Here is a 17,734-nt window from a genome sequence, read left to right as displayed (position 1 = left end):
TTAACTCATTCAGGATGAACCGTTTCCTGCTTATCGTACTGGCCTGCCTGTTGGGTGGGGAGGTACTGGCCTTCAAACCCACGCAGCCCCTCAGCCCACGCATTGCCAATTACCAGATTGAGGTTTCGCTCGACCCGGCCACCAAACGACTGACCGGCCGACAGACACTCCGCTGGCGCAATACGTCGGACGACCCGATTACCGAGCTTCAGTTTCACCTGTATCTCAATGCGTTCCGCAGCGAAAAATCGACGTTTATGCGCGAATCGGGTGGGCAGTTGCGCGGAGACTACATCGATAAAGACGACAAAGAAGCCTGGGGCTGGATAGACCTGCTATCGACCCGGCTCACGCACGACGGGGGCACCGGCGCAGCCGAAAACCTGACCGGCAAAGTGCAGTTCATTCAGCCCGACGACGCTAACCCCGACGACCGAACCGTTGTCCGAATACCACTCAAAACGCCCGTCCGCCCCGGCGAAACGGTGGCGATCGAGATGGCGTTTCGGGCTAAACTGCCCAAAATCTTTGCCCGCACGGGCTTCAGCCGCGACTATTTCCTGGTGGGACAGTGGTTCCCGAAAATAGGCGTGTACGAAGCCCCCGGCACCCGCTACCAAACCGGGCCACGCGGCCGCTGGAACTGCCATCAGTTTCATGCCCACTCCGAATTTTACGCTGACTTCGGCGTGTACGACGTCCGAATCACCACCCCGACCGACTACATTGTTGGCGCTACGGGGCAGCTCAAAACTGAAACCCGCACCCGAAATGGCTTCAAAACGCAGCACTGGCACGCCGACGATGTGGTCGATTTTGCCTGGACGGCCTCGCCCCGGTATGAGGTAGTCGAGGATACATGGACGCGGCCTTCGGGCGGGTCGGTGCGGATTCAATTGCTGATGCAGCCCGAACACCGCGCTCAGGCCGACCGGCATCTGCACGCGGTAAAGGCATCGCTAAGCTATTTCGACCGGGTGCTGGGCCGGTATCCATACCCCACGCTCACGGTTGTCGACCCACCCATTCACGCGTCGGGCTCGGCCGGTATGGAATACCCCACGTTTATCACGGCCGGTACAAGCTGGGGCTTACCGGCGGGCGTTCGGGCTCCCGAAATCGTAACGGTACACGAGTTTGGCCACCAATACTTTATGCAGTTACTAGCCAGCAATGAGTTTGAAGAAGCCTGGCTCGACGAGGGGTTCAACCAGTATTTCGAAGGCCGGATTATGGACGAAACCTACGGCCCGCAAACGTCACAAATAGACTTGTTTGGGTTTCGGATGGGCGATATGGAAAGTTCGCGGGATAGCTACGTCCGGCTCGACAACCCGGCCATTGGGCCCTCGTTTGGCAATACCTGGCAACTACCCGATGGCTACTACGGTGTGCTCACGTACTCTAAAACAGCCACGTGGCTCCGCACGCTGGAGGGGTTGGTCGGGCGCAAGACTATGGACGAAATCATGCGGACGTACTTTGAGCGTTGGCAGTTTCGGCACCCCAACGCCCAGAATTTCATCGACATTGTGAACCAGATTGCCCCGGCCCGCACCCGGTTTCGGTACGGCCCCGACATGAACTGGTTTTTCGATCAGGTCTTGTACGGCGATAAAGTTTGCGACTACGAGCTGACTAAAATCCGAAACCGCAAGCAGGGCACCGGCTACCGGTCGACGGTGCAGGTAACGCGCCGGGGCGATGCACAAATGCCGATTGATGTATTAGTACATTTTGAGGATGGCAAAGAGCTAATGCTATTCTGGGACGGAAAGGCCCGCACGCACACGTTTACACACAACGGGCCCTCGGCCGTACGCTGGGCCATTGCCGACCCGAAACAGAAACTCTACATCGACACCAATCTGAACAACAACAGCCTGACACTGGCCCCCTCAAGCGCCCCCGCAGCCAAGTATGCCACCAAGATGCTTTTCTGGGTGCAAAACTGGATACAGTGGCTGGCCTGGCTATTTTAGAATTGGCACGCGGATGAAACGAATTAAGCCGATTTTCACGGATTGGTAATCAGTGTACATCTGCCCGATCTGCGTTATCCGCGTCCAATTGACATCGATTGGCTAATTAAATCCCTGTACTGAGGAGCAACCGTGCGGCTTGATACTGAAAAACAGAACCTTAGGCACCATTCTACATTATCCATTATCCATTATGCATTCCCCGTTACTCCTTACCCTGAAATCGCGCCCGATGCTGGCTATTTTGTACGGTGCGTCGCTGGCGTTGGGTCTATTGGTGGCCTTGCCCCTGTTTTCGACGCTCACCGCCGAAGATGCCGACTCGCTGGCCCCGTTGCGGATGCTACCCGGCTTTGATTACACGGTCTACTCCGACTTTATGGCCGAAAACGAAAAGGCCGTTTCACCCCTGTTGCGGGTGGGCCGCTGGGTGGGCGTGGCCTATCTGCTACTGAGCGTTTTTTTCGCGGGGGGTATTCTGTACCGCTTTACGCAGCCCGGCTTTGCGCAGCCCGGCAACACAAAGCCGGGACTCGGTTTCCGAACGGTCGATTTCTGGCGAGCGTCGAGCACGTATTTTGGGCGGTATCTGCGGCTGTTGGGTGTAACGGGTCTATTTGTTTTTTCGGCCGGGCTGATCTGGCTCGTTATTGGTGCACTGGCCATTGTTGCCCTTACCGATACCTTCACCGAGCGCGGGCTGTTTGGCATCGGGGCCGGCGCCTTCGGGCTGTTTTCGATAGCCGTCACGTTTATTCTGTGCGTGGGCGACTATGCCAAAGTGATTATGTTCCGCGACGACGAAAGGGGCGCTTTCCGGGCGTTTGGCACGGCAGTCCGATTCGTTTGGCGCAACCTAAGGGCCACCTACGGCCGGTATTGGCTCCTGATTGGGCTGGGTACGGGGCTATTCGGCCTCTATTTCGTACTGGATGAGCTAATCGGCATGAGCAACTGGTTTACCATCGGCCTGATGCTCCTAATTCAGCAAGCCTTTATCCTGTCGCGGATTGTGTTGAAGGTTTGGAACCTCGGCATAGCGTACAACCTGTATGGACAGACAGGGACGTTGAGAGCCCACATGCCAACCGGCGATGTGGCCCCCATGTAAATGAATGAGCGATTGAATAATTTTCGGAAAACCATTCAATCGCTCACCACTCAGTCAATCAGTCACTTATACCTGCTGTAGCGTGCTCAGTCGCCGATAAAAACCGGCATCGAGTGCGAGCAGATCCTGATGGCTTCCCCGCTCCACAATGCGGCCCTGATGCACCACCAGAATCTCGTCGGCATGTTGAATGGTACTCAGGCGGTGCGCAATCACGAGCGTTGTCCGGTTGGCCATCAGCCGGGTGAGGGCTTCCTGCACCAGTTTTTCCGACTCCGTGTCGAGGGCCGAGGTCGCTTCGTCGAGAATCAGGATAGGCGGGTTTTTAAGCACGGCGCGGGCAATACTGATTCGTTGCCGTTGCCCACCCGACAGGCGGCTACCCCGGTCGCCGATAAGGGTTTGGTAGCCGTTGGGTTGCTGCCGGATAAACTCGTGGGCGTTGGCAATACGGGCGGCCTGCTCCACCTGCTCAGGCGTGGCCTGACTCCCGAAGGCAATGTTGTTGAAAATCGTATCGTTGAACAGGATACTCTCTTGGGTCACAATGCCCATCTGATCGCGCAGGGAGGCCACCGTAATATCGCGCAGGTCGTGTCCGTCAATCAGAATTTGCCCCTCGGTAGGGTCGTAAAAACGGGGAATCAGGTCGGCAATAGTCGATTTACCCCCACCCGACGAGCCAACCAATGCAATGGTTTTCCCTTTCTGAAGGGTAAAGTTGACTTCGCTGAGAACCGGAACGCCTTTTTCGTAAGCAAACGATACATTACGAACCTCAATAGCCCGGTCGAAGGCCTGAATGGCCCCCGCACCGGGGCGGTCGGCTACGCCCTGCGGGGTATCAATAAGCTGAAGCACCCGGTCGCCGGCGGCAATACCCCGTTGCGAGCTGCTGAACGCGTTGGAAATCTCTTTGGCCGGGCGAGTCACCTGCGAAAACATGGCGATGTACGAAATAAACTGGGCCGCCGTCAACTCCGACTGCCCCGACAAGACCAACGACCCGCCGTACAAGAGAATACCCGCTACTACCAGAACCCCCATGGTTTCGGAGAAGGGCGACGCCAACTCGCGCCGGAACGCCAACGACCGCACCGAGTCGCGGTAGCCGTTATTTTCAGCCCGAAACTTATCGAGCACAAACCCCTCAGCATTGAACCCCTTCACCACGCGCATACCGCCAAAGGTTTCGTCGAGAATGCTCAGGATACTTGCCAGCCGCTGCTGCCCATCCTGCGCGTCGCGCTTCATCCGGCGCACGAGCGTCGAAATAAACACGCCCGATACCGGAATCACGAGCAGGGCAAAAAAGGTGAGCTTGGTGGAGATATAAAACAGGCCGCCAATGTAGGCGATGAGCAGAAAAAACTCTTTGGAAGCCGCCGAAAGCGTATTGGCAATGGAACCCTCTACCTCCTGCACATCGGTCATAATGCGGGCAATCAGGTTGCCTTTGCGCTCGTTCGAAAAATACCCCAGATGCAACCGCACCGCCCGGTCGAAAACGGCTTCGCGAAGCCGCGAGACCATGCGCGCCTTAAAACCCTCCAATTGCCTTACCGACAGATACTTAAATACATTATTGAGCAATACCGACGAGACAATGAAGGCGCACACAAACTGCAACGCGCCCACCTGTCCGTAGGCTTGAAAAAACTGCGCGAAATAATACTGAAAAACGTCGGTCAGTGAAGTGTCCAGTGATAGCGACGGGGCAGGCTTACTCAGGATTTTAGTTACTTCATCAGGGCTTACCTGATTAAAAAGCACGTTGAGCAGCGGAATCAGCAAGGTAAAATTGAGTACCCCAAACACACTGGCCAACAGCGAGGTCGCCAAAAACGGCGCCAGGAAGCGGCCCAGCGGACGGGCATACGACAAAATGCGAAAGTACGTCTTCATGTGCCGCAAAGGTACATAGATTCAGGGTACTGGAAGGGGTTGCGCAACACTTAACCCAAAAGTGGCGATCAATCCAAACGGCGTCACCGAACTATGCAACCCTTTATTCCAAGGCCCTGTCTGTGTAAAGTGAACCTCTGGTCGATTTACACCGTAATTTTGCCTGGTGCGTTCAGGCTCTCTTCATCCCGGTTCAATGCCCATGGCTCGTTTTTCTACGCTCTGTTGTTTTTTGCTGCTGACTTGCCTTGCCTGCGATCAGGTTGGGCAGGATGTAGCCGCGCCTGTTGAAAATCCCGAGAGCGTCAATACCGAAAACGAGTTTCTGACCCTGCCCGACAACCCGTTGGCTATTGATCTGAAGCAGCTTGCCGATCTGAAAACAGCCACCACTTTCCGAATCGACCGGCAACCGGCCTCTGGGGAAGTTACGTTTGCGGCCAACGGCATGCTTCTCTACTCACCCAAGGTAGCTTTTGTCGCGGGCGACGACGGTTTTACGCTCTCCTCAGCCAACCCAACCCCCGACAAACCCAGCACCCCCGTCGTATTTCATGTAACGATGGCTCCCGACGCCACCAAACTGCCCTGCACCGTGGGCGTAGTGGCCGACCGGGTCGAGACGCCCACCAATACCCCCATCACGATCCCGGTCCTGAAAAACGATGTGTTTTGCGATAGCCAGGCCGATGTGAGTAGCCTCCGTATCGAGGTAGCCCCCCGCTACGGCAAGGCACGAATCGAAGCCGGACAGGTTATCTACACGCCCGACAAAGACTTCAGCGGACGCGAGACCCTCGTTTACCGGGTGTGCCCCGTTGGAGGCTCCGCTCAGGATTGCGTAGTGGCCACGGCCACGGTTATTGTTGGCAACCCCGCCACCGACTGCAAGCTGCTGCTCCGAAACGACGAAGTAGCCTTTCGGCAACGGTTTGCCTCCGACTCACTCATTATTCCGGTACTGATCAACGATCAGCTCTGCAAAGCCAGTCGCACGCTGCCACTGACTTTATCGAAATCGCCCTCAGGCGGTACGGCTTACCTCACGCGTAGCAACACCATTGTGTACAAACCCTTGCCCAACACCGCTACCGATCAACTCCGGTACCGGCGTTGCGAAAACGGGAACTGCCTCGAAGCTACCGTCGACATCAGCGTTCGGCAGCCAGCGGCTAACTGCGTGCTGAAAGCCAATAACAACACCTTTGAATTTTCGCTGAGCAACCCCACAGCCGCTATGCGCAAGGGGGTAGTGAGCCTCAATGTGCTGGGTAACGATATGCTGTGCGCCCCGCTCCGGTCAATGATAATCAAGGCTAATTCAGGCAATGCTCCGGTGCAGGTTTTACCTAATGGTCAAATTACTTACACCCTGAGTGCCAATCCAATGCCGGGGATCATTAGTTTTACGTACGAACTGACCGACCTGCAGGGGCAGTCGAGTACCGCCACGGTAAAAATCAACCTCAAACCGTGAGTACCGAAGCCCATAGTTGTCCCCGCCCGTCGGTCGTCTGCCTAACATTTACTCTGGATGACCGAAATCGACCTGTTACGCGCGTGTCAGCAGCACGATGTGCGGGCCCAAACTGCCTTGTACAACCTGTACAAGACACGTTTGATGGGCCTTTGCCGACGATACGCCCGTAGCCAGCCCGAAGCCGAAGATATGTTTCATGAGGGGTTTATCCGGATTTTTCAGCAGTTACACACCCTCGAACAGTCCGAAAAATTATTACCCTGGATGAAACGCGTGATGGTCAATACCGCCATCAATGTGTACCACAAAAACCATAAACAGCAAGCCGAAACCGACCTCGACGATGCCTGGATGCACGCGTCAGACGACCATCTGGATACCCTTTCGCGACTGAGTAATTACGAACTACTGGAACTGATCGAGCAACTCCCCGACGGGTATCGGCTGGTGTTTAACCTGTACGTCATTGACGGGTATAACCATGTCCAGATTGCCGAGATGCTCCAGATTGCTGAGGGCACCTCGAAATCGCAACTGGCGCGGGCCAAAAACCTGCTCAAACAAAAATTGAAAACGTTGGGCATTTACAGCTATGAAGAACATTGACCCCGAAAACATACAACCCGACGACTGGGAAGATGGGTTTCGGCAGCGCTTTGCCGACTTCAGAGCCAACCCACCCGACCACGCACTCAACCGCATCCTGACCGACTTGCAGGCTCGGAAACCGGCCCCCGGTTTTCGGTATGGTCGTTTACTAATTGGTGTGAGCCTTTTGGCCTTGCTCACGGGCTCATGGTTCCTGAGCCGGTCTTTTGAGCCGGGACCAATACCCATAGCCACCTCAGCAAGCCGGGTAAGCTCCTTGTTGCTGACCCCCAACCATACACCGGCGAATCAGCCGATGAAGGGTCTATCACAACAGCGAAAAACGAAAGCCGCGCAACCGGTTGAACAGAATAACGAATCTATTCGGCCCATTATCCTCTTAGACCCGAACGACCGAACGGCACCCACTGCAACACCAACGTTGGTTCGTTTAGGTAGCCGACCCAAGTCGACAGAACCACCAATCCATGCGGTTCTTCCACAGCGTGAAGCCGGTGCCGGTTTGGTATCAATCAACCCATCGTTTGCCGCTCAGACAGCTATTCCTTTGGAAAAGCAAGCCCATTGGACCAACCCCAGCGAGCCGGTTGAGGATCTGCGCAGTAGGCCATTTCGGGGCTATGGTAAGGTACACTTTCCAACTATACAGGCCCCTGTTGCCGACGAAGCCGCGCCCCAGCAGCCGGTGGTTAGCCGACAACGGCCTATTTCGTTCGTGAGCTTCATGCCCTTGTACCTGTACCAACGTATCAATCCAATTCAGAACGACGGCGTACTGGTACGCGATCTGAGCACCCAACATGCCCTGTCGACCGAGCGCGTAGGTGTCCGGATTCAAGCGGGGGTAGAGTGGCCCCTTAGCAAGAAAGTGTCTTTGCGTACCAGTTTGGCGTACAATCACCTGAGTCAGCAAGTGACGTACACAACCCGCAACCCGACTCCCGACTCCGTACGGGTGGAGCGCATCGACGAAAAAACCGTCCGCGTGACTCCTTTCTATAGCGACAAGCGGGTGGAAACCCGTGCCAACTGGCATTTTGTGGGCGTGGGCACCGAGTTGGTCTGGCGTGTAGGCAGCCTGGGGGCCTGGCGACATTATACCACAATGGGAACCACCGTAGGGCTCATGATTGGCCCCGCCCAAACCCGCACGGGACACCCGGTATCGGGTTTTGTACAGGCCGCCTACGGCATCGAGCGGGCAATTGGTGGGTCGCTTTGGTTGCGGGTTGCCCCCACCGTACAGTATGGTCTCAATACCCTCAGCGACCGCGAAAGCCTTTTCCGGATTCGGCCTTACACCTACGGCCTCACGGTTGGCTTACGGCGGTAATAGTCAAAAAGCAACGCCCTTCAGGAGCCGACTTATCGGTTCCTGAAGGGCGTTGTATTCGTTATGCCACTCATTTAGCGATGACCTCGTTTGCTTTCATACCGCAAGATGTCATCGCTTAGAAGCTGTTTGAGTTAGCGATTTGAGACCGTAGGGAGCGGATTTTGGTTGCTGACAAGCCAATTTTTGCCGGTCGTAGCGGTTGCTACAGCCCAAAAAAGTGGTGCAGACAGCGACCAAAAGCTGCCCTTGCGGGCCAAAGTGATTAACTCAAACAGCTTCTTATCACTTCCAAATAGGTCGTTACGCGCTATACTCTTTTACCGATTCGATAAAGCAACGGGCTTTGTCGGGGTCGGTGTCCGGGTACACCCCGTGACCAAGATTGGCAATGTACCGCTGCGTACCAAAGGCCTGAAGCATCCGCTTCACCTCGGCCCGCACCCCATCGAAATCGGCGTAGAGCACGCACGGGTCCATGTTGCCCTGTAACGTTTTGTTCGGCACCAGGGCCCGCGACTCGACAGGGTCCATGTTCCAGTCGAGGCCCACCACTGAGCAGGATAGCTGCCCAATAGCCTGCCGGGCAAAAAACGCCCCTTTGGCAAAAACCGTCACCGGCACCACCTCGCCCTCGGCAGCGTCGTTCAGGGCATCGCAGATTTGCTGGATGTACGGCAACGAAAATGTATTGTACTGCTCAGGCGACAGAATACCCGCCCACGAATCGAAAATCTGAATCAGGTTAGCACCCGCCTGTACCTGTGCCCGCAGGTACGCAATGGTACTATCCGTAATGCGTTGCAGCAGGGCGTGGGCAAACGCCGGATCGGTGTACAGCAGCTTTTTGGCGACCGAGAACGTTTTGGAGCCTTTGCCTTCGGTCATGTAGCAAAAAATGGTGAACGGAGCCCCGGCAAAACCGATAAGCGGCACCCGGTTGTTCAGCTCTTTTTTGGTCAGCCGAATGGCGTCGAGCACGTAACCCAGGTCGGTTTCGGCGTCGGCTACCCGCAGGCGGTCGAGGTCGGCGAGGGTCCGAACGGTCGTTGGGAACACCGGCCCACGCGCTTCGACCATTTCGTAAGGTAGCCCCATAGCTTCGGGCACCACCAGAATGTCGGAGAAGATAATGGCCGCGTCGACACCCAGCAGATCGACCGGCTGAATAGTTACCTCAGCGGCCAGTTCGGGGGTTTTGGCGAGCGTGATAAAGTCACCGGCCCGTTGCCGCACTGCCCGATATTCGGCCAGCATCCGGCCCGCCTGACGCATCATCCAGACAGGCACCCGCTCTACAGCTTCGCCCCGGGCCGCCCGGAGCAACAGATCGTTTTGCAAATTCATGCCGCAAAGATACGGCTTAGATTTTTCTGACAGGATTTGGAGGTAGGACAAGTTTTTCTGACAGGATTTACGGGATTGCAGGATTTGCCAAACGCAAAAAAATCCTGTAACCCCGTAAATCCTGTCGAAAAAAACTAAGCCAGCATCTGCCGGAAGGTAGCGGTTCGGTTTCGAAAAAAACCGACTGATTTTTCCCGAAAGCAGCTCCGATCCCCACTGACGTCGTAGGCAGCCAATGTGCCGGTCAGGAGGGCGTACCGTTCGATAAGACGGTTCCAGACGGAGGGCTCCCGAAAACGGGCAAGCAACAGTTGCCCGCGTTGCCAGTATTTGTGTTGTTTAGCTGTCCAGACAGGACGTTCGGTTACTAACGGATCGGTACCGTTGAGTAAGGCCGGCAAAGCTGTTGGCGGTGCTGAGGGCGATAGTTGCGAAAGCAAAAACAGGCCCAATTCCACCTCAGACAACTGCCGGGCCGTCAGACTGACAGCCCGGGCCGTTGCATGAGCACCCCTGGTGAATGAAACGGAGGCAATGTGTGCGTTCATTAGTATAACTCACCGTAGTCCGGTGGTCGTTTATTGTTCGCTACAAAGCTGCGCCCCCCAGACCGTAACCTTTTTCCGTTCTTCCCCTATTTTTGGTGTAATACAGAATTTTTTTTGCTAAACTGAGACGCAATGTGTTGCTGAACTGAGACGCAATGTGTTGCATCTCTACCCGATACCCTATGCCTATCACCCGATCTGCCTTTCAGCGTTACCGACTCATTGACGAGGTCATTAGTCGCTACCCCCGCCGGTATTCCAAGCAAAGGTTGTTTGAGCTTTGTCAGGAGAAATGCGGTATCCGGTCTATTTCGTCGCTTGAAAAAGACATTCAGCGCATGCGCGAAGACCACGACGCGCCCATTGCCTACGATAAACGCGCCAATGGATACTATTACACCGATCCCTCGTTTCGGTTGTTGCAGCTGATGCTTAACCCCGACGATATGGAAGCCCTCGACTACGCCCGCGAGGTGTTGGCCGCTACGCAGGGGGCCTCAGTTGCCGATGAACTGAGCAACGCTCTTCAGAAAGTACGGCAGAGCCTCGACATTATCCGGGAAGTGAAAACCGATATGCCCACCCGGCGAGTGGTATACGTAGAAGAGCGAATTTTGGGTGGCAACCGGCATTACGTGCCTATATTGGTCAGAGCCGTGAATCAGAACCGGCAGATTACCTTCCGCTACAGCAAACACGAAAGCGACGAACCGGCCCCCGCCCGCAAAGAGGCCCTGCCCCTCCGAACATTACACCCCATTTTGCTCCGCGAGGTATACGACAGTTGGTATGTGATTGGGTACGACGAGAAAACAGGCAAAGAGCGCACCTTCGCCCTCGACCGGATGAGCGACCTGGAAATTACCGACAACCCCTGCGATGTACCCCCGGCCGTGATGGCGAGTGTGAGCGAGTTGTTTGAGCACATCTACGGCATTACTGACAGCAGCGGCCCGGTTGAGGAGATTCTGTTATCGTTTACACCATTGCGCGGCCGTTACGTGAAAGCCAAGCCCATTCACCAAAGTCAGGAGGTTGTGCTCGATACGGATACCGAGTGCCGGATTCGACTTCGGCTCGCACCCAACCGCGACCTGATGATGCACCTGCGCAGCTACGGCGAAGACCTTACCGTATTGGCCCCCCAAAGCCTGGTCGACGCCATGCGCGAGTCGTTGCAGGCTACGCTGACAAAGTACCGGTAAGCTGTACTGGGAATGGATAATGGATAATGGATTGTGCTGCTCATTGTCCATTTCACACTGCACATTATACATTAAACTCTAATACCGAAGTACGCCCCCACCCTCGAAGCGAAGCCCTCCCAACACCCGAACAGACTGTACCGGGGCCGGTTGCCGAACGGTAACCTTATGCCCTGGTGCCACCACCACCCGGCTATCCGCCGAGGGGACACAGGCACAATCCCAGGTCGACGAGGTGTGCCAATCGCCGGTTTGGCGGCTCACAATAGCGTCTGTTGTGATCTGATACAGCATGCCGCTATTGAACGACAGGATATACAACTCGCCGTCGGTACCTTCGCCGAATGATACCAGACTAGCTACCGAGGCCGCCTGTTTCACATTCTGGTAGGTTCCGGTAGCGGCATTCCGCCGGAGCGTCCAGATCGTCCCCCCATTCCAGTCGCCGTAAACGTACCAGCCCTGCAATTCGGGGTAGCGTTCGCCCCGGTACACAAACCCACCCGTTACCGATACCTGCTGATTGCCGTTGTTATTGTATCCAGCATAGGTATGCAGCGGCATAGCATAGGTTGCGGTGACGCTGCAACCGGTTGTTATGTACGGTACATTGCCCTCGTAGCATCGCCAGCCATAATTCTGCGGAGCCGAGGCCCCAGCCGGGGTGAAGTTTACCTCCTCCCAGCCATCCTGCCCGACATCGGTGAGCCATAAGTCGCCGGTGAGCCGGTCGAAACTCCAGCGCCAGGGGTTTCGCAAACCCACGGCGTACAACTCATCAGGAATACTGTCGTTCGGGGTAGTAAACGGGTTACCGGGCGGAATAGCGTAGGGGTTTCCCTTGTCGACATCAATTCGAAACAGCTTACCAAACGGACTGCGCGGGTTCTGCGCGTACCCATTGGGATCGCCAATTGAACCCCGGTCGCCAGGGGCCGAGTCGCCAGTTGTGATGTACAGATAGCCGTCGGGCCCAAACGCCATGCGCCCCGACCGGTGTCCAAACGTAGGATACGGCACTGTGAATACAACCTGAGCCGAGGCCGGATTCGCCCGGTTTGGATTCAGCGAATCGCGGGTGTAGCGGGCCACCACAGCGGCTTTATCCGTTTTTCGGAAGTACTGCACGTACAGGTATCCATTGGAAGCAAACCTGGGGTGCAGACAAAGGCCGAAAATGCCGTTGTACGACGTATCCTGCACGAGCGCGCTAATGTCCAGATAAGGCGTTGGGTTGAGAATCCCATTCGCAACCAGCCGCACTTTCCCGTTGGTCTGTCCGATCAGGTGTCGGTCGGCATCAATGGAAGCCAGATCAATAGGACGAAAAAGACCGCCGGTTACTGTTTTAAGCCTGACAACGGGCGTCTGCGCGTGAGTCAGCGTCACCGTAAGGCCAATTATAAACACAAAACAGGTAAAGATTAACTTCATAGGCTACACAAGGAGAAAATGTGCAATCAAAGATACTGCACAACTTGTGTAGATACTCCAGAATCGAACGGGTGGTAGGTACGTACCTGATTGCAAGCGTTTAAAACACCACCGTGCGGTTGTTATGGATAAATACCCGGTCGTTGAAAACGAGCTTGAGTGCTTTGGATAAAACAAGCTTTTCTACATCGCGGCCCATGGTAGCCATATCAGCAGCCGTATGCCGGTGGTCTACTTCTTTCACATCCTGCGTGATGATGGGGCCTTCGTCGAGGTCATTATTGACAAAGTGGGCCGTGGCCCCAATAATTTTTACACCGCGCTCGTAGGCCTGCCGGTACGGGCTTGCCCCCACAAAAGCGGGTAAAAACGAGTGGTGAATGTTGATAATCCGGTTAGGATAATGTCGCACAAACTCGGGCGTAAGCACCCGCATGTACTTCGCCAACACCAGATACTCCGGCTCATAAATGGCCAACGTGCGCAAAATAGCCTCCTCGTGCTCTTCGCGGGTTTTGTGGTCGTGCGAGATGTAATGGAACGGAATCCCGAACTTACTCACCAGCGGTTGCAGGTGGTTATAATTGCTCACAACCGCCAAAATATCGGCATCGAGCTCATCAAAGGCGTACCGGATAAGTAGTTCGCCGAGGCAATGGTGTTCTTTAGTAACCAACAACACCACATTTTTCTTTTTGCGGGGGTTGAGCCGGAGCGTAATGGCGGGGTCGAGCCCCGCGCTCAACTGGGCCAACAGAGCCGGGCCGTCGAGCAGATCCTGTGGGTTGCTGCTTTCAAACTCGGTTCGCATAAAAAACTGCCCGTCGGGGCTAACATATTCGTCGTTCCGAATAATATTGAGACCTTGTCTGAATAAGATGTTCGTAACGTGGTAAATTAGCCCTCTCTGGTCGGGGCCGTCCATGAGAAGAATATGTCGGGAGTTGGTCATGCGAGGTTGTATAACGCTGGGGGCGCAAAATAAGCAAAATCCAGCACTTCCTCGTTTTTGGCCTACCGGCTATCATTTGTCAGTTGTAGTCTGTAGTTTGGCCAAAGTTTTTAGCCACCCCCTCTTAATCCATTCGAAGCATTGGAATCCGTATTTTCAACGACAAAGCGTAAGCTGCTTATCGAAATAGCCTGGGAGGTATGCAACCAGGTTGGCGGCATTTACACGGTCATCCGATCGAAAGTCCCGGCAATGGTCGAGAAGTGGGACGACAATTACCTGCTGCTGGGCCCTTATTTTCCGGCCAAAGCAGCTGCCGAATTCGAACCCATTACCGAACCCGACGAAACCGAAATAGGGCAAACCGTCCGTAAAATGCGCCAATTGGGCTACGAAGTCGAATATGGCTACTGGCTCATTACGGGGCGTCCGCGCGTGGTGCTGTTCAACCTGCAAAGTGTCACCGATCAGCTCGACTCCATCAAGGCGGGCCTTTGGGAGCGCCACAAGCTCCCTACCCTCGGCGTGGAGGACCTGGTGAATCAGACCATTGCCTTTGGCGAGATGGTACGCGTGTTTCTGACGCTCCTGGCCGAGGGACACGCCAAGCGGGTTGATTTCTGCGCCCATTTCCATGAGTGGATGGCGAGCACCGGCCTGCCCGACCTCCGACACGACAACGTGAAGGTGGCCACTGTATTTACTACCCATGCCACCATGCTGGGGCGGTATCTGGCCCAGAATGTGGAAGGCTTTTACGGAAAGCTGCCTTTCTTCGACTGGCTCAAAGAGGCCCGGCACTACGGTATCGAGGCTCAGGCAACCATCGAGCGGCTGGCGGCTATCAACAGTCACACGTTTACCACCGTCAGCGATGTGACCGCCCGCGAGTGCGAGGTTTTTCTGGGGCGTAACCCCGATCTGGTACTCCCCAATGGCCTCAACATCACCCGGTTTGCAGCCACACACGAGTTTCAGAACCTGCACGTGAAGTACAAGGAGAACATCCACGAATTTGTGATGGGCCATTTCTTCCATAACTATTCGTTCGATCTCGAAAAAACCCTGTACTTCTTCACATCGGGCCGGTTTGAGTTCTCAAACAAAGGCTATGACCTGACGCTCGAAGCCCTCGCCCGGCTTAACTGGCGGATGCGTGAGGCCAACATGGACACCACCGTGGTGATGTTTATGGTGACCAAACAGCCCTACCGGTCCATTAACCCCGAGGTGCTGCACTCCCGCGCCCTGCTCGACGAAATCCGCGATACCTGCGAGAACATTGAAACACAGGTTGGCGAGCGGCTCTTCCACGCAGCGGCTTCGTCGTCGCAGAATACCCTGCCCGACCTCAATAGTTTTGTTGACGACTACTGGCGGCTCCGGCTCCGGCGCACCGTGCAGAGCTGGAAAACGAAGCAACTGCCCCCGTTTGTGACGCACGATCTGGTGCAGGAAGACGACATGACCCGGTTTATCCGGCAGTCGAACCTCGTCAATAATGAGTACGACCGGGTGAAAATCGTGTACCACCCCGACTTTATTGCCTCAACCAACCCCTTATTCAAACTCGACTATAGCCAGTTTGTGCGGGGTTGTCACCTGGGCGTTTTCCCAAGTTATTACGAACCCTGGGGCTACACCCCCTTGGAGTGCGTGGTGCGCGGGATTCCGACCGTGACGAGCGATCAGTCGGGCTTCGGCGACTTTATCATGCAGATCATGCGCGACTACGAAAACCGGGGCATCTACGTGGTCGACCGGCGTAGTCAGAATTTCAACCAGGCCGCCGATCAGCTCGCCAACATTCTCTGGCGCTTCGTCCGAATGAGTCAGCGCGACCGGATTCAGCAGCGCAACCGGGTCGAAAGTATAGCCGAAGTGTTCGACTGGACCAACCTCCGCTCGTATTACGACACCGCACACGACCTGGCGCTGAAACGCCGAAAGTAGAGACGCAATATGTTGCGTCTCATCGTTCATCACAGCAATATGTTGTGTCTCATTGCTCATCACAGCAACATATTACGTCTGTCCCTCAGCAATCCCTGGCGTCTCCGCAGTTATCCGGCAGACGCCAGGGATTTCCGCAACAGCGGATCTGTTTCATCGACATTACTAAGAACCATTCGGCAACGAGACCCAACCGATTGCGTCTCTACCCATCGTGCATACTAATTATTACTTTCTTCGCCAGCTGGCACCCGCACTGGAGGGGCACATTCAGGGCCTGCGCCTGCTGGAGTGCTTCAGTCAGGACCGCGACGAGCTGGTGCTAGTGTTTGCGCAGGCAAAAGGCAAGGCGAACTACTACCGCCCGTTTTACATCAAAACCAGCCTCCGACCCGATTTTTCAGGGCTGCTTTTCCCCGACGTAGTGCAGCGGGCCCGCACCAACAGCATCGACCTGTTTGGGCAGGTAATTGGCATCTCGCCCGACGACGATGAGGCCCTCGAACAGGGGGCTATTCCTGGCCGGTTGGTCACGGGCGTACGCTCGTTTCTGAACGAACGCTGCCTGGGTATTACCCTCGACGATGGCTACACCCTGCTCTTCAAGTTTTTTGGCAACCGCCCAAATCTGCTTGCGTTTCAGAGCAACGAGGTAGTGGAGTTGTTCAACCAGAAACTGGCCTCCGACCAAACGCTCCGGCTCGACGCCCTCGACCGGCCCCTCGATCAGTCGTACGAAGCCTTTGAGCGGGCCGGTTTCGACCATCGGAAACTCTTTCCCACGTTCGGGAAAGAAGTAAACGCTTATCTCAACCAAAACTCCACGCCTTCCGACGAAGCGAGCGTACAGGGTAAGGCAAAATGGGGCCAAATCCAGTCGGTGCTGACGTTGCTCGACAACCCCACCTATTACCTGACCACATTTGAGCACCGGCCAACCCTGACCCTCGTTCCGCTGGGCGAAATTCGGCAGACGCTGGCTGACCCAATCGAAGCGGCCAACCGGTTTTACATCAGTTACGCGGGGCTGAATACGTTCGAACGGGAGCGCTCGGAGGTGCTGCGCCTGCTCGACAAGCGCCTGAAACGCGCCGAGAGCCTCATCGACGCCAATATGCAACGGCTCATTGGACGGGAAGAAGGGGCTACGCACGAAGAAATGGCCAATATTCTGATGGCCAACCTCCACGCTATTCCCGAACCGCCGGGCCAACGCTCGCCCGAACGGGTAGAACTATACGATTTTTACCGCGACCGCCCTATTCTGATCAAACTCAAGCCCGATCTCAGTCCGCAGAAAAACGCCGAAGGCTACTACCGCAAGGCGAAAAACGAAAAGATTGAGGTAGAGCACCTGCAACAGCAGATTGAACAGCGCGAAGCTGAGCTGGTGGCCATCCGGCAGCATCAAGAGGCTTTGGCCGGTATTGAGGGTCTGAAAGCTCTCCGTAAATACGTAAAACAGCATGGCCTGCTGACCGACGGCGGCCCGGCAGCCGGGCCCGCCGAGTTGTTCAAGCAGATCCAACACGAAGGGTACACGATTCTGATTGGCCGCAACGCCAAAAACAACGATTTGCTCACCCAACGTTACGCCTTCAAAGAAGACTTGTGGCTCCACGCCCGCGACGTGTCGGGCTCGCACGTGGTGGTGAAGTATCAGGCGGGCAAGCGGTTCCCGAAAACCGTCATCGAGCGGGCCGCCGAACTCGCGGCCTGGTACTCCAAACGCCGAACCGACAGCCTATGCCCGGTTATCTACACCCCCAAGAAGTTCGTTCGGAAACCCAAAGGCCTGGCCGAAGGGCAGGTGGTAGTCGACAAGGAAGAGGTAGTGATGGTGGTACCGAGGGGGTAAAAAAACGTCCCACTGCT

The 17,734-nt window shown here is 55.5% G+C and carries 13 protein-coding genes; 8 read left to right on the top strand and 5 right to left on the bottom strand.

All coding sequences use genetic code 11. The features are described 5' to 3' along the window. Positions 1–14 precede the first annotated feature (14 nt). Both F5984_RS15735 and F5984_RS15730 read left to right on the top strand, forming a co-directional pair. Positions 15–1,982 carry a M1 family metallopeptidase gene (locus F5984_RS15735; RefSeq protein WP_152125208.1) on the top strand — a complete coding sequence of 656 codons (1,968 nt, stop codon included), beginning with the start codon at positions 15–17 and terminating at the stop codon, positions 1,980–1,982. A gap of 193 nt (positions 1,983–2,175) precedes the next feature. Beyond that, a complete protein-coding gene (locus F5984_RS15730) occupies positions 2,176–3,093 on the top strand; it encodes a hypothetical protein (RefSeq protein ID WP_152125207.1) in 918 nt (305 codons plus the stop codon). A 66-nt stretch (positions 3,094–3,159) separates the two neighbouring features. On the opposite strand, the gene F5984_RS15725 is transcribed toward F5984_RS15730, so the two are convergent. Continuing rightward, positions 3,160–4,998: an ABC transporter ATP-binding protein gene (locus F5984_RS15725; protein ID WP_152125206.1), complete on the bottom strand. Its 1,839-nt coding sequence runs from the start codon at positions 4,996–4,998 to the stop codon at positions 3,160–3,162. A gap of 202 nt (positions 4,999–5,200) precedes the next feature. On the opposite strand from F5984_RS15725, the gene F5984_RS15720 reads away from it, so the two are divergent. The 3 genes from F5984_RS15720 to F5984_RS15710 are packed head-to-tail and all read left to right on the top strand — an operon-like array spanning position 5,201 to position 8,420. Beyond that, complete coding sequence (locus F5984_RS15720) at positions 5,201–6,475, top strand: Ig-like domain-containing protein (RefSeq protein WP_152125205.1); 1,275 nt, start codon at positions 5,201–5,203, stop codon at positions 6,473–6,475. Between the two features lie 57 nt (positions 6,476–6,532). Beyond that, on the top strand, positions 6,533–7,084 hold the full coding sequence (locus F5984_RS15715) for an RNA polymerase sigma factor (RefSeq protein WP_152125204.1): 552 nt from the start codon (positions 6,533–6,535) through the stop codon (positions 7,082–7,084). After that, complete coding sequence (locus tag F5984_RS15710) at positions 7,071–8,420, top strand: hypothetical protein (protein WP_152125203.1); 1,350 nt, start codon at positions 7,071–7,073, stop codon at positions 8,418–8,420. Before F5984_RS15715 ends, F5984_RS15710 begins: the two co-directional genes overlap by 14 nt. A gap of 303 nt (positions 8,421–8,723) precedes the next feature. Here the strand turns inward: F5984_RS15710 and hemE are convergent, their stop codons facing one another. Together hemE and F5984_RS15700 are read right to left on the bottom strand one after the other, a co-directional pair. Beyond that, on the bottom strand, positions 8,724–9,767 hold the full coding sequence (gene hemE, locus F5984_RS15705) for a uroporphyrinogen decarboxylase (RefSeq protein WP_152125202.1): 1,044 nt from the start codon (positions 9,765–9,767) through the stop codon (positions 8,724–8,726). Positions 9,768–9,901: 134 nt separating this feature from the next. Then, a complete protein-coding gene (locus tag F5984_RS15700; RefSeq protein ID WP_152125201.1) occupies positions 9,902–10,315 on the bottom strand; it encodes a pPIWI_RE_Z domain-containing protein in 414 nt (137 codons plus the stop codon). A gap of 182 nt (positions 10,316–10,497) precedes the next feature. Between F5984_RS15700 and F5984_RS15695 the strand changes: the two genes are divergently transcribed. After that, positions 10,498–11,520: a helix-turn-helix transcriptional regulator gene (locus F5984_RS15695; protein WP_152125200.1), complete on the top strand. Its 1,023-nt coding sequence runs from the start codon at positions 10,498–10,500 to the stop codon at positions 11,518–11,520. A 78-nt stretch (positions 11,521–11,598) separates the two neighbouring features. On the opposite strand, the gene F5984_RS15690 is transcribed toward F5984_RS15695, so the two are convergent. Both F5984_RS15690 and purU read right to left on the bottom strand, forming a co-directional pair. Beyond that, positions 11,599–12,954: a PQQ-dependent sugar dehydrogenase gene (locus F5984_RS15690; RefSeq protein WP_152125199.1), complete on the bottom strand. Its 1,356-nt coding sequence runs from the start codon at positions 12,952–12,954 to the stop codon at positions 11,599–11,601. Positions 12,955–13,054: 100 nt separating this feature from the next. Beyond that, positions 13,055–13,906 (bottom strand): formyltetrahydrofolate deformylase, encoded by an 852-nt coding sequence (gene purU, locus F5984_RS15685; RefSeq protein ID WP_152125198.1) that lies wholly within the window; start codon positions 13,904–13,906, stop codon positions 13,055–13,057. Between the two features lie 141 nt (positions 13,907–14,047). Here purU and F5984_RS15680 point away from each other — a divergent pair, with 141 nt between their 5' ends. Continuing rightward, entirely contained in the window at positions 14,048–15,859 is a 1,812-nt protein-coding gene (locus F5984_RS15680; protein ID WP_152125197.1) for a glycosyltransferase, read from the top strand. A gap of 214 nt (positions 15,860–16,073) precedes the next feature. Next, positions 16,074–17,717: an NFACT RNA binding domain-containing protein gene (locus tag F5984_RS15675; protein ID WP_152125196.1), complete on the top strand. Its 1,644-nt coding sequence runs from the start codon at positions 16,074–16,076 to the stop codon at positions 17,715–17,717. Positions 17,718–17,734: the final 17 nt, after the last annotated feature.

Source organism: Rudanella paleaurantiibacter, from assembly GCF_009184635.1.
GTDB classification, from domain to species: Bacteria; Bacteroidota; Bacteroidia; order Cytophagales; family Spirosomataceae; genus Rudanella; species Rudanella paleaurantiibacter.
Note: the sequence above shows the minus strand (reverse complement) of the source record. Positions and strands in the feature narration are given on the sequence as shown.

Excerpts from the sequence above, each read along its gene's own strand:
- F5984_RS15735 (WP_152125208.1), top strand. The coding sequence starts at position 15 with ATGAACCGTTTCCTGCTTATCGTACTGGCCTGCCTGTTGGGTGGGGAG.
- F5984_RS15730 (WP_152125207.1), top strand. The coding sequence starts at position 2,176 with ATGCATTCCCCGTTACTCCTTACCCTGAAATCGCGCCCGATGCTGGCT.
- F5984_RS15725 (WP_152125206.1), bottom strand. The coding sequence starts at position 4,998 with ATGAAGACGTACTTTCGCATTTTGTCGTATGCCCGTCCGCTGGGCCGC.
- F5984_RS15720 (WP_152125205.1), top strand. The coding sequence starts at position 5,201 with ATGGCTCGTTTTTCTACGCTCTGTTGTTTTTTGCTGCTGACTTGCCTT.
- F5984_RS15715 (WP_152125204.1), top strand. The coding sequence starts at position 6,533 with ATGACCGAAATCGACCTGTTACGCGCGTGTCAGCAGCACGATGTGCGG.
- F5984_RS15710 (WP_152125203.1), top strand. The coding sequence starts at position 7,071 with ATGAAGAACATTGACCCCGAAAACATACAACCCGACGACTGGGAAGAT.
- hemE (WP_152125202.1), bottom strand. The coding sequence starts at position 9,767 with ATGAATTTGCAAAACGATCTGTTGCTCCGGGCGGCCCGGGGCGAAGCT.
- F5984_RS15700 (WP_152125201.1), bottom strand. The coding sequence starts at position 10,315 with ATGAACGCACACATTGCCTCCGTTTCATTCACCAGGGGTGCTCATGCA.
- F5984_RS15695 (WP_152125200.1), top strand. The coding sequence starts at position 10,498 with ATGCCTATCACCCGATCTGCCTTTCAGCGTTACCGACTCATTGACGAG.
- F5984_RS15690 (WP_152125199.1), bottom strand. The coding sequence starts at position 12,954 with ATGAAGTTAATCTTTACCTGTTTTGTGTTTATAATTGGCCTTACGGTG.
- purU (WP_152125198.1), bottom strand. The coding sequence starts at position 13,906 with ATGACCAACTCCCGACATATTCTTCTCATGGACGGCCCCGACCAGAGA.